The sequence below is a fragment of the Christiangramia forsetii KT0803 genome (genome assembly GCF_000060345.1).
GTDB classification, from domain to species: domain Bacteria; phylum Bacteroidota; class Bacteroidia; order Flavobacteriales; family Flavobacteriaceae; genus Christiangramia; species Christiangramia forsetii.
Window position 1 is genome coordinate 608,078 of the sequence record NC_008571.1, and the last position, 12,513, is coordinate 620,590.

The following is a 12,513-nucleotide window of genomic DNA, read 5'->3' on the forward strand; positions in this document are numbered from 1 at the left end:
GTGAGGAGTTAAGGGTGAAGTGTTAAGGGTGAAGAAAAAATGGAAATAGAATAAATGAATCATAAAGATCTGGATGTTTGGAAAAGAAGTATGGATTTGGTGGAAGAGATTTATAAAATCACTTCCAATTTTCCTTCCTCAGAAATATATGGTTTGACAAACCAGCTTAGGAGAGCATCAGTGTCTATTCCTTCAAATATAGCCGAGGGAGCTTCCCGAAAAGGTGATAAAGAACTGCTTTATTTTGTAAATGTGGCAATCGGCTCCATTGCCGAAATTGAAACTCAATTATTAATTTCAATAAGGTTAAAATATATTAATGAAGAAAATGACATCTTTGAATCAGTTATAGAAGTTCGTAAGTTATTACTTGGTTTCAGAAATTATTTAAATAAGAAGTAATGCATATGATTTTTAGCTCACTTCACCCTTCACTCCTCACTCTTCACTATATATTGTAATGAGCGAAGCGAAAGAATCTGACTGGCTATATGAGATAACTCCTAAGCGCAAGCTGATAGAGCTCAATTTTAAAGAGATCTGGCGATATCGTGATTTGCTAATTCTTTTTGTAAAGCGTAATATAGTTACCGTTTATAAGCAGACCATTCTTGGACCTTTATGGTATTTTATACAACCCATGTTTACGGCAATAACATTTACGCTGGTTTTTAATAATATTGCAAATATTCCAACGGGGGATGTCCCTCCATTTCTTTTTAACCTGGCAGGAATTACTGCGTGGAATTATTTTAGCCAGTGCTTTACGGGTACCTCCGATACTTTTAGGGCAAATGCAGGTATTTTTGGAAAAGTCTATTTCCCGAGAGTTATTATGCCGTTATCTAACGTGATCACCAACCTTTTTAAGTTCGGAATTCAGATGGGGGTATTAATTGTAGTCTATTTATATGTGATCTGGAGTGGGACAGATATAAGCCCTAACTCAAATCTGTTCTTGTTTCCGGTATATGTACTAATGATGGCTTTATTAGGATTGGGACTAGGGATGACTATTTCTGCCCTTACTACTAAATACCGGGATTTATCTGTTTTAGTAGGATTTGCCACTTCTTTACTGGTGTATTTTTCTGCGGTGCCTTACCCATTAAGTGAAGTTTCCGAGAAAATGCCAGAATGGGACTGGGTGGTAAAATATAATCCTTTAACCCAGATCATTGAAGGCTTTCGATATATGATCCTGGATACCGGGATATTTACCTGGTCGGGTTTCTTTTATACGCTCACCTTATCAATTGTTTTATTTCTTTTTGGTCTGGTGATATTTAATAGGACTGAAAAGAATTTTATAGACACGGTTTAAGAGTGAAGAGTGAAGAGTGAGGAGTGAGGAGTGAGGAGTGAAAGAGTGAGGAGTGAAGGGTGAAGAGTCGGAATTCTTGAGAAATTGAATTTATTATTTAGACCACTAACAACATACTGTAAACCACGAATAACTGATAATAGACAAATGCCCGGAACAAAAAAAATACCTCTTTTCTGGTGGAGTGAAACCCGTTTAATGGGTAAAAAAAGGGAGAATTATGGAGATTTGTTATCTAAATATATTGTCGAAAAAATATCGGAAAGGGAGGCTAATTGGGTTCATCCAAAAAAACAAGCCTGGTACAAACTCAACAAATCCCATTATCTTGCCATAGGAAGTATTCTGGCCCAGGCGACCAGCGATAGTATAGTGTGGGGTAGTGGTATTGTGGATCGAAAGCATAAAATTGCAAATTCAAGGTTTTATGCGGTCAGAGGACCGGAAACCAGAAAATATTTAATAGAACAGGGGTTGGACTGCCCGGAGGTATATGGAGATCCCGCAATTTTGTTGCCAGATCTTTACTCTCCCAGGATTGAAAAAGAGTATAAATTAGGTATCATCCCACATTATGTGGATTTTGAAAAAATCTCAGCAAAATATCAAAATGTGGAAGGAGTTAGAGTAATTAATATGATGACGCTGGATGTTGAAAATACAACCGATGAAATTCTGACCTGTAGTAAGATCATTTCATCTTCACTACATGGAGTCATTGTGCCTCATGCTTTTGGAATTCCTGCTTTATGGATGCAGTTCTCTGATGCTGTTTTTGGTGATAATATTAAATATAAAGACTATTTTAGGTCTGTAGGTATAGAAGATTATGATATACCATATGATCACGACGGGATAAGTATAGAAAAAATGTTAGGCTTTTTTATAAAAAATAGAACTTTACCGGCTAACAATCGAATAAAAGAATTGCAAAAGGGACTTTTGGAGCATTGTCCATTCAAGAAAGGCGAATTAGTGTAGAACCTATGGACGAGATCTCAGAAAAAAATAAAGAAAAGAACCGGCAGCATTATAATAAACTCTATGCCGATTATTCTATTCGGAATATTTTGATCTGGTTAAAAGACCTGGATGGATTTCTGAAAGGAGCATCTTCCACAGAAACCAGCTGGCATGCTCTTTATCAAGATGGTTTCAAAGATAGACTTGAGGGTAAGATGGTAATGGAAATGGGATGTGGTGATTGTGTAAATGCGGCTATTATGGCAGGACTTGGGGCAAAGGTATATGCCAATGATATTGCGGAGGCAAGTGGAGAGATTATCCAAAAACTGAACAATTCCTGGAACTTTAAATATCCAATAAAATTTATAGCCGGAGATTTTCTTAATAATGAGCTTGAGTCCGAAAATTTTGATTTTGTGATAGGAAAAGCTTTTCTACACCATTTAACTCTCCCAGAAGAAAAGGATTTTTTGAGAGAAACTACCCGGCTTTTAAAGGAAAATGGAGAGGCGAGATTTTTCGAACCTGCCGTAAATTCCAGGATACTTGATGAAATTAGATGGCATATTCCGGTTAAGGGTAGGCCTTCAAAATTTCACGGAAAGGAATTTGCGGAATGGAAAGAAAATGATCCACATCCAGATAGAAGTTTTAGTTCCTCGCATTTTAGAAAGGCAGGAGCAGTTTTTTTTGAACAAATAAATATAATTCCTGTAGGGACACTTGAAAGATTTAATCGGTTAATACCCCGGGGAAATCGTAACATAAAATTTCGGAAATGGGCTTTAAAGGCCGAAAAAAAACTTCCATTCTTTTTAAATGAATATTTAACCAGAAGTCAGTTGATCGTTTATAAAAAACCGATTCGGTAAAACTTTTGAAAGTTTCGAAATAAATAAACTGAATGAACTATAAGAAATTCATTAAAAAGTCTAAAAACTTTCTTTTAACCCGTATCTGCCCAAAACCCTCTAAAGAACAGATCGAAGCTTTTGTTAGGTCTTTAAGACCGGTAGAGACAGATAAGCCTCTAATGAGGTTAGGAGGGGTCAGGGATGGCGGTTATCTTATTCCAGACGATGTTTCTAATATTAAAGCATGTTTTTCACCCGGCGTAGGTAGAACTAGCAACTTTGAGTTGGCTTGTGCCAATCTGGGTATGGAAATTTATATGGCAGACGCCTCTGTTAATTCTCCAGTAATAGATGATGATCGTTTCAACTTTTTGAAAAAATTTATAGGAGCAAAAAATAGACGAAATTTTATAACACTAGAAAACTGGCTACGCTCCACTGATATTCCTGAAGAATCTGACCTTCTACTTCAGATGGATGTGGAAGGCTATGAATATGAAATTTTGAAAAATATCAATGCTGAGATTTTGGGGCGATTTAGAATTATTGTCATTGAGTTTCATAGATTAACCTCTATAGAGTATCCATATCATTTCCATTATATAAAAAGTGCTTTTGATAAGTTACTTAAAGATCATAAATGTGTTCACATCCATCCCAATAATTGTTGCGAGTTTAGAAATATTGAAGGGGTAGAGGTGCCCGGAGCGGCTGAATTTACCTTTTTGCGAAAGGATAGAATAAATAATGAAGGAGCAGTAACCTCGTTGCCTCACCCATTAGACAGAGATAATGTTAAGGCTTTTAAAAGTATTAATCTGCCTGAATTCTGGTACAAATGAATCTTTTTAAAAGCTAATTGTCCTTTAGCTTGTTACCGGCAAAATGCTTTTAAATAGATTCATTATTTTTAACACCTAAACCCTATTTTTATCGATATATTGAAATTATTTCAAAAATATAAATGTCTTGAGAAATAAGGTTCCACCACAATATAGAAGATTATTACACTATTGATATTATGAATATAATTTTAAAGGCTGAAAATATTTCCAAGCAATATCGCCTTGGTACTGTAGGTACCGGAACCCTGGGAGACGATCTTAAGAGATGGTGGTATGGTGTGAGGGGTAAAGAAGATCCTTTTTTAAAGGTTGGGGCGATTAATGAGCGCAGCAGCATGGCATCTGAAGATTATGTCTGGGCACTCCGGGACATTAATTTTGAAGTAAATCAGGGAGAAGTACTGGGGATCATTGGTAAAAACGGCGCTGGAAAATCTACCTTGCTTAAACTCCTTTCCAGGGTGACCTCACCCACTACAGGAAGTATAAGAACGAAAGGCCGTATTGCTTCTCTTTTAGAGATAGGAACAGGTTTTCATCCAGAACTTACCGGTAGAGAGAATATATTTATGAATGGAGCAGTGTTGGGAATGAGTAGGATGGAGATCAAAAATAAACTGGAAGAGATCATCGCTTTCTCCGGTTGCGAAAAATATATAGATACCCCGGTGAAACGTTATAGTAGCGGGATGACCGTAAGACTGGGTTTTGCCGTAGCAGCCCATTTAGAACCGGAAATTTTAGTGGTAGATGAGGTGCTGGCGGTAGGAGATGCCGAATTCCAGAAAAAAGCAATTGGCAAGATGCAGGACCTTTCTACAGGTGAAGGCAGGACGGTGTTGTTTGTAAGCCATAATATGGCTAGTATCAGTAGCTTGTGTAATAGATTACTTGTGTTGAATAAAGGAGAAATATCTTATAATGGGGATCCTTACGAGGGAATCAATAATTACCTAAATGCCTATAATCCTAATAAAGAAATATCATTAAGAGAAACTGATAGAAGAAAAGGAAAGGGAGAGGTGAAAATAGTAGATATTCATTTTCTTGATAAAAAAGATAATAAGATAAGTATACTAAGAACAGGACAGCAAGTTACATTCAGAATCTTTTTTGAAAATCCTCAGAAACTTTCTTTTCAAAAGTGCAGATTAAGTTTAGCAATTGTAAAAGATGGCAAAACCTTTATCCTACTTTCAACTGAAGTGGGAACTAATCAATATTTTAAAATAATTGGAGATGGTTATATCAATTTTAAAATTAATAAATTTCCTTTAACGAAATCTAATTACAAATTGGATTTATATCTTGAGACTGACGGAGAAATACAAGATTGGATAGAAGAGGGTTCTGAAATTATTGTTGAAGATGATTCTTTTTACGCCAATGGAATAAATTATCCTAGAGGCTGGCATGGTAAAACTGTTCTAATCAATTATTCTTCATCTATTAATACAATATAATTTAATGTTGGAAACATTGGTAAAAAAAATTACATGTCGGCTATTTACAAATAATAAACGGAAAGATAAATTTTTGAGATTTTTATTTCGAAGTCTTGATAGAGATCCTTTGACTTTTGCGTATAATAATATTGGTATTTTAAACTATCAAAACGATATTATTAGTGGAGAAAGGAACTTAATTCATAATATACTGCCTGAATATTTTTCTAAAAAAGAGACTAATATTCTATTTGACGTTGGTGCAAATTCAGGGAGTTACAGCCAAAATTTAGCTCAAGCATTTCCGAATTCTACTATTTATTCTTTCGAGCCAAACAAAAATTCTTATAAAAAATTAAAACATAACATTGCTAATTATAGACAGATTAAATGTTTTCAAATTGGTTTTGGTAATGAAAAAGTAACTAAGACACTCTATACTTATTCAGATGAATTGGATAGTGAGCATGCAAGTATTTATAAAGATGTTTTCAAAGATATTCATACAACTAATAAACTCAAATCTATTCTAATAGAACTGATTTGTTTGGATGACTTTTGTCGGGATCATAACATAAATTTTATTGATTTTTTGAAAATAGACACTGAAGGCAATGAGATTGAAGTACTAAAAGGGGGGCAAAATATGATTAAAGAAGGTAAAATTAAAATTATCCAATTTGAATTTAATGAGATGAATATTATTTCCCGAGTATTTCTTAAAGATTTTTATAATTTACTTAGCGAATATAAAATTTATAGATTAATGGAAAATCATATTGATCCAATAATTAATTACAATTCTGTAAATGAAATTTTTAAATTTCAAAATCTGTTAGCAATTCATAAAAATGTTTGAAACTCCAATTTTATTTATTGTTTTTAATCGTCCTGATGTTACAGTTAGAGTTTTCAAAGAGATTAAAAAACAAAAACCAAAATTTTTGTTTATTGCAGCTGATGGGCCACGAGTAGGTTTTGAAGATGATATTGATAAATGCAGAAAAGTGAGAGAGATAGTTTTGAATAGTGTAGATTGGGATTGTGAGATAAAAACTTTATTCAGGAACAAGAATTTAGGATGCGGTAAAGCTGTTTCTGGAGCAATAGACTGGTTTTTTGAGAATGTCGAGATGGGTATCATCTTGGAAGATGATTGCTTACCAAATCATAGTTTTTTTGGTTTTTGTAAAATATTATTGGAGAGGTATAAGCATGAAGATCAAGTCTATGCCATTAGTGGTAATAATTTTCAAGATGGTATTCAAAGAGGAGAGGCGTCTTATTACTTTTCAAATTATGGATTTATATGGGGTTGGGCTACCTGGCGAAGAGCTTGGAATAGATATGACTATAAATTGAAGGATTTAGATAAATTTAAAAAGCAAAAATTAATCAAGAGGATAGATAAGAGAAGAAATTTTCAATCTTATTGGTATCAAATTTTTGATGAAGTTTATCAAAATAAAATTGATACTTGGGATTATCAATGGTTATTTGCAATCTGGTATAATAAGGGAATGGTAGCTTTGCCAAATGTGAATCTAGTTTCCAATATTGGATTCGGTGAAGAAGCGACCCACACTATTGATTATACTCCTCTTTCAAAAGTTCCCACAAAGAATGTTGGATTAATAAGGCATCCTAAAAACATTGAGGTAAATAAAAAAGCTGATAAATATCTTACAGAAAAAGTATACGGAATTATAGAACAAAACAATATTCTTATTAGAAGATTTATACCAGATATCATTAAAAAGTTGATAGCAAAATTATTAAAAATTACGAGATAATTTTTTCAAATTTATATGTATCATGATGCTTAAAAAATTTAAAAAAGCTTTTCAGAACCTTGTTTTTAGTAATATACAGATAGTTGATTCTAATTGTAGCCAAACTAAAATTTTGCTTTCTAATAGTTTAATCCAAAACGGTAAAATTTGGTCATCATTATTAAAAGAAAAAAATATAAAAACCTTGAGCGATGCTGAGTTTAAGGTTTTTTCTCAGTGGGGAGACGATGGAATCATTCAATATCTTATTAACTATCTTTCAATTGAAAATAAAACATTTGTAGAGTTTGGGGTTGAGGATTATCAGGAAGCTAATACAAGGTTTTTATTAATTAATGATAATTGGTCTGGTTTAGTTATGGACGGTAGCCAACAAAATATTTCTAAAATCAGGCAGGATGAAATATTTTGGAAACATGATTTGAGGATCAAAGCTGGCTTTATAACCGCTGAGAATATCAATGAATTAATCAAAGAGGAAGGTATCCAAGGTGAAATTGGGTTATTGCATATTGATATTGATGGGAATGATTACTGGATCTGGAAAGCTTTAGAGGTTGTAGATCCTATTATAATGATTGTTGAATATAACAGTGTATTTGGTAGTGAGAGAGCTATTACTGTTCCTTATTCAGATGATTTTTATAGATTTAAAGCACATTATAGTGGTTTATATGCAGGTGCTTCTTTAAAAGCTTTATGCGATCTAGGACAAATGAAAGGATATGATTTTATTGGTAGTAATAGTGCCGGTAACAATGCATATTTTGTAAAAAAAGGATTTTGTAAGGATTTAAAAATTTTGAATTCTGAAACTGGATATATAGAATCTAGATTTCGAGAGTCTAGAGATGCAAACGGGAATTTAAATTATAAAAGAGCAGGAGACAGAATTGAGGTAATAAGGGATTTGCCCATTTATAATACAGAAACTAACCAGATAGAAAAAATATAATGGGAGAATTAAAATACCCGGTTTACCAGCCCAGTTTAAATGGTAATGAGAAAAAATATGTGAATGAATGTTTAGATTCTACCTGGATCTCGGGTAAAGGTAAGTTTATTGACAAATTTGAAAAGGATTTTGCAAAATACATAGGTTCTAATCATGCAACCGGAGTTTGCAATGGCACAGTAGCCTTGCATCTTGCTCTTGAAGCACTGGGCATAGGAGAAGGGGATGAAGTAATTGTGCCTACGCTTACTTATGTCGCCTCAGTAAATGCTATAACCTACACCGGTGCAAAACCTGTTTTTGTTGATTCTTTAGAAACAACCTGGCAAATTGATCCTGAAGATGTTATAGCTAAAATCACCTCTAAAACCAAAGCTGTTTTATGCGTTCACTTATATGGTCACCCCTGTGAGATGGAGAGACTTGTAAAGGTATGTAATGAGTACAGCTTGTTCCTAATTGAAGATTGTGCAGAAGCTATAGGCTCGAAATATAAAGGTAAGCATGTTGGGGTTTTTGGAGATGTTGCAACATTTAGCTTTTATGGAAATAAAACTATTACAACAGGCGAAGGGGGAATGGTGGTTACCAATGACAAAACTTTATACGATAGACTTGTTCATTTAAAAGGTCAGGGTCTTGCTAAATATAGGGAATACTGGCATGATGCCATTGGTTATAATTATCGGATGACGAATATTTGTGCTGCTATCGGTTTGGCGCAATTGGAACAAATTGATAATATCCTGAAAAAAAAGAAACAAATTGCTGGCTGGTATAAATACGGTTTTGAGGATTCTGGGTTTATTCTACAGGAAAAAGCTGAGGAATGCGAGAATTCTTTTTGGATGTGTACTATCTTAATACCCCACGGATTGGACCGAGAAGCGTTAAAGGAATTTTTAATTAATCATGGAGTTGAGACACGTCCAATGTTTTATCCGGTACATACCATGCCAATTTATTCTCAAAAATATGAAAAACACCAGATTGCTGAAAATTTAGCAAGAAGAGGAATTAATTTACCAAGTTACCCTGGTTTGAGTAAAGAAAATGTAAAGGAAATTATTGATCTTCTTAAGATTTTTAAATGATATGAGGGTAGTATTATGTGGATATAATTGGATTGGGTGTAAAGTATTAAAAGAGCTACTGAACTTAAATTATGAGGTTTTTGTATATACTCATGAGAATCCCCCACACATTAATAGTCTTCTTCAATTATGCGAAAAATTAAATATAAATTGTACTACAGAAAAAATAGCACTTACCAATTTACCGTTTAAACCTAATTTAATTTGCAGCATTTATTATAGATATATCATTGAAGAAAATGTAATTGCGGCTGTAGATGGAAAAATTTTTAACTTACATCCATCACTACTCCCAAAATATAGAGGTTGTAGTAGTATTACCTGGGCGATGATTAATAATGAAAAAAAAGTTGGTTTTACTTTTCATTATATAGATAGTGGTATTGATAGTGGAAATATTATTCTTCAAAAAGAAATACTAATTGAAGAATGGGATACTCAAATCACACTTTATCACAGAATAATGTTCAGAGCTGCAGAATATTTTAAAGAAGTAATTAATGCAGTTTTAGACGGCGATAAAGGTATTTCTCAAAATAATTCGTTGGAATATTATAAAAGAGGATGTCCTTTTGACGGAGAAATTAATCCCGAATGGTCAGAGGATAAAATTGAAAGATTTATTAGAGCCATGAATTACCCTCCTTTACCTTATGCAACATTTAAAGGTTATATCATAAAATCAATTAATGACTACAAATTGATTATCGAAAATTTAAAAAGAGATAGATAGTGGAAATTATACGTCTCATTTTTCAATCGTATTAATATTTATATTAAAAATTTCCGATAAAAAATTAATCTTTTAGTATAATGATAAAATGAGTAACATATTAATAAACATTCCACAAATAGATAAGGCATATGGCGGTGTTTATCAATATTCTATAGCCTTGATAAAAATTCTAGCGGAAAGTAATTTGTCCCATGAGTTTTTTATTTTTTGTCATAATCCTGATCCAATCATTATTGAAATAATTAATAAATATCCTAATTTCCATCATCCCAAACCTCCAAATTTATTATACTTACGTGGAGAAACATTTTTCCAAATATTTTTAAATAAACTTTTTCGACGGTTTAAAATCAAAAGGAAATTTTATAAGGAAGATATATATGATTGGTTGGTAAAAACTTTCGATATTGACATCATACATAGTCCCTTCCAGATTAATGTAAAGAAAGATAGTGTAAAAAGTATTACCACATTACACGATGTACAGGAATTACACTTTCCTGAATTCTTTACTTCTGCACAAAGAGCCCAGCGTGCTGTTAATTACAAAAAAGCAATTGACGAAGCAGATGCTGTAATTGTAAGTTATAATCATGTAAAAAAGGACATTCTTAAATATTTTAATAAACAAGAAGACAAGGTGCATACAATATTACTGGATATGCAAAAATTATGGTTTGAAAAAATTGAGAATATAGATTTTGTTAAACTTCAAGAGAAGTACAAGCTTCCTTCAAAGTTTATATTATACCCTGCTTCAACTTGGAAACATAAAAATCATTTAAAATTGCTAGAAGCTATAAAGTATCTTAATGATCCTGAAATCCAATTAATTTGCACGGGTAATTTGATAGAAAATTTTAATATTAACATTTTGCCTATGATTAAAGAAAATCATCTTTCAAATCAGGTAAGATTTTTGGGTATTGTTTCAGATGAAGAATTGTTGAAATTATATAAGACTTGTCGTGCTGTTATAGTTCCAACTTTATATGAAGCCGGAAGCTTCCCGCTTATGGAAAGCATATTATTGAACGTACCAGTGATTTGTTCTAACGTAACTTCGTTACCAGAAACTATCAAAGATGATAAGTTCACATTTGACCCTCTGGATGTAAAGGATATGGCTCGAAAAATAAATAAAATTTGGGGTGATGATCATTATAGAGATCTTAATTTAGCTAGAATAAAAATTCAGGCAGAGAAATTAAGATTTAATAATGCAGGGTTAAAAATTAATAAAGTCTATGAAACTTTATTAAACACTTAAGTATGAATGATTTTAGTAAAATTAAAAAAGCACTGATTACCGGAATTACAGGTCAGGATGGAGCTTACCTGGCAGAATTTCTTCTGGATAAAGGCTACGAAGTTCATGGTATTAAAAGAAGGAGTTCCTCGTTTAATACAGATAGGGTTGACCATCTCTACCAGGACCCTCATGAAAAACATATTAAGTTTAAACTGCATTATGGCGACTTAAGCGATTCTATGAATCTTACACGCATAATTCAGGAAGTACAACCTGATGAGATCTATAACCTGGGTGCGATGTCTCATGTAAAAGTGAGTTTTGAAACCCCGGAATATACCGGGAATGTTGATGGATTAGGAACGCTGAGAATTCTTGAAGCGGTGCGTTTGCTTGGACTTACTGAAAAAACAAAAATCTATCAGGCCTCCACCTCAGAGTTATATGGGAAAGTTCAGGAAGTGCCGCAGAATGAAAAAACTCCTTTTTATCCACGCAGTCCTTATGGTGTTGCAAAATTATATGGCTACTGGATCACAGTAAATTACCGGGAAGCTTATAATATGTTTGCCTGTAACGGCATTCTATTTAATCATGAATCTCCTTTAAGAGGGGAAACCTTTGTAACCAGAAAGATCACGCGTGCAGCAGCTCGAATAGCTTTAGGGATGCAGAATACCCTTTACTTAGGAAATCTTGATGCCCGCCGGGATTGGGGCCACGCTAAAGATTATATAAAGGCTATGTGGTTAATGTTACAACAGGAAAAGCCTGATGATTACGTGATCGCCACAGGAATTACTACTTCGGTGAGAGATTTCGTGAAAATGGCATTTTCTGAATTTGGAATTAGACTTAGGTTTGAAGGCCTGGGAATCGAGGAAATCGCAATTATAGCCTCCTGTTCCAATCCTGAATTTCAGCTTGAGGAAGGAAAGTGTGTGCTAAAAATAGATCCTGATTATCACCGGCCAACCGAAGTAGACCTGCTAATAGGGGATGCATCTAAGTGCAGGGAAAAACTAGGCTGGTCTCCAAAATACAGTCTTGCAGACCTCGTAAAAGAAATGGTGCTAGCCGATCTTAAACTCTTTCAGAAAGAGAAATATCTAAGGGAAGGTGGACATGATACGCTTGATTATAATGAATAGTGAGGAGTTAGGAGTGAAGAGTGAAGAGTGAGGAGTGAGGAGTGAGGAGTGAAGAGTGAAATGAGTGAAAAGAGGAAAGTGGATAGTAAAGAGACGGG

At 33.6% G+C, this 12,513-nt stretch carries 13 protein-coding genes; all 13 read left to right on the forward strand.

The annotated features are described in order from the left end of the window. Positions 1-54: 54 nt before the first annotated feature. The 13 genes from GFO_RS02560 (at position 55) to gmd (ending at position 12,415) form a co-directional block, all read left to right on the forward strand. Positions 55-402, forward strand: a complete 348-nt coding sequence (locus GFO_RS02560; protein ID WP_011708461.1) for a four helix bundle protein — start codon at positions 55-57, stop codon at positions 400-402. A gap of 58 nt (positions 403-460) precedes the next feature. Next, positions 461-1,324 carry an ABC transporter permease gene (locus GFO_RS02565; protein WP_011708462.1) on the forward strand — a complete coding sequence of 288 codons (864 nt, stop codon included), beginning with the start codon at positions 461-463 and terminating at the stop codon, positions 1,322-1,324. Positions 1,325-1,471: 147 nt separating this feature from the next. Next, positions 1,472-2,305: a polysaccharide pyruvyl transferase family protein gene (locus GFO_RS02570; protein ID WP_041249982.1), complete on the forward strand. Its 834-nt coding sequence runs from the start codon at positions 1,472-1,474 to the stop codon at positions 2,303-2,305. Continuing rightward, positions 2,275-3,162: a class I SAM-dependent methyltransferase gene (locus tag GFO_RS02575; RefSeq protein WP_011708464.1), complete on the forward strand. Its 888-nt coding sequence runs from the start codon at positions 2,275-2,277 to the stop codon at positions 3,160-3,162. Before GFO_RS02570 ends, GFO_RS02575 begins: the two co-directional genes overlap by 31 nt. 32 nt (positions 3,163-3,194) lie before the next feature. Then, entirely contained in the window at positions 3,195-3,986 is a 792-nt protein-coding gene (locus tag GFO_RS02580) for an FkbM family methyltransferase (protein ID WP_011708465.1), read from the forward strand. A gap of 179 nt (positions 3,987-4,165) precedes the next feature. Beyond that, complete coding sequence (locus GFO_RS02585) at positions 4,166-5,452, forward strand: ABC transporter ATP-binding protein (protein WP_011708466.1); 1,287 nt, start codon at positions 4,166-4,168, stop codon at positions 5,450-5,452. A 4-nt stretch (positions 5,453-5,456) separates the two neighbouring features. Continuing rightward, positions 5,457-6,293: an FkbM family methyltransferase gene (locus GFO_RS02590; protein WP_011708467.1), complete on the forward strand. Its 837-nt coding sequence runs from the start codon at positions 5,457-5,459 to the stop codon at positions 6,291-6,293. Continuing rightward, positions 6,286-7,227, forward strand: coding sequence for a hypothetical protein (locus tag GFO_RS02595; protein WP_011708468.1), 942 nt, complete (start codon positions 6,286-6,288; stop codon positions 7,225-7,227). Before GFO_RS02590 ends, GFO_RS02595 begins: the two co-directional genes overlap by 8 nt. A gap of 22 nt (positions 7,228-7,249) precedes the next feature. Next, positions 7,250-8,182, forward strand: coding sequence for a hypothetical protein (locus tag GFO_RS02600; RefSeq protein ID WP_011708469.1), 933 nt, complete (start codon positions 7,250-7,252; stop codon positions 8,180-8,182). Continuing rightward, positions 8,182-9,276 carry a DegT/DnrJ/EryC1/StrS family aminotransferase gene (locus tag GFO_RS02605; protein WP_011708470.1) on the forward strand — a complete coding sequence of 365 codons (1,095 nt, stop codon included), beginning with the start codon at positions 8,182-8,184 and terminating at the stop codon, positions 9,274-9,276. Before GFO_RS02600 ends, GFO_RS02605 begins: the two co-directional genes overlap by 1 nt. Before the next feature lies 1 nt (position 9,277). Further along, a complete protein-coding gene (locus GFO_RS02610) occupies positions 9,278-10,009 on the forward strand; it encodes a formyltransferase family protein (protein WP_041250218.1) in 732 nt (243 codons plus the stop codon). 88 nt (positions 10,010-10,097) lie between these two features. Next, positions 10,098-11,282, forward strand: a complete 1,185-nt coding sequence (locus tag GFO_RS02615) for a glycosyltransferase family 4 protein (RefSeq protein ID WP_011708472.1) — start codon at positions 10,098-10,100, stop codon at positions 11,280-11,282. 2 nt (positions 11,283-11,284) lie between these two features. Further along, positions 11,285-12,415: a GDP-mannose 4,6-dehydratase gene (gene gmd / locus GFO_RS02620; RefSeq protein ID WP_011708473.1), complete on the forward strand. Its 1,131-nt coding sequence runs from the start codon at positions 11,285-11,287 to the stop codon at positions 12,413-12,415. The last annotated feature ends 98 nt before the right edge of the window (positions 12,416-12,513 follow it).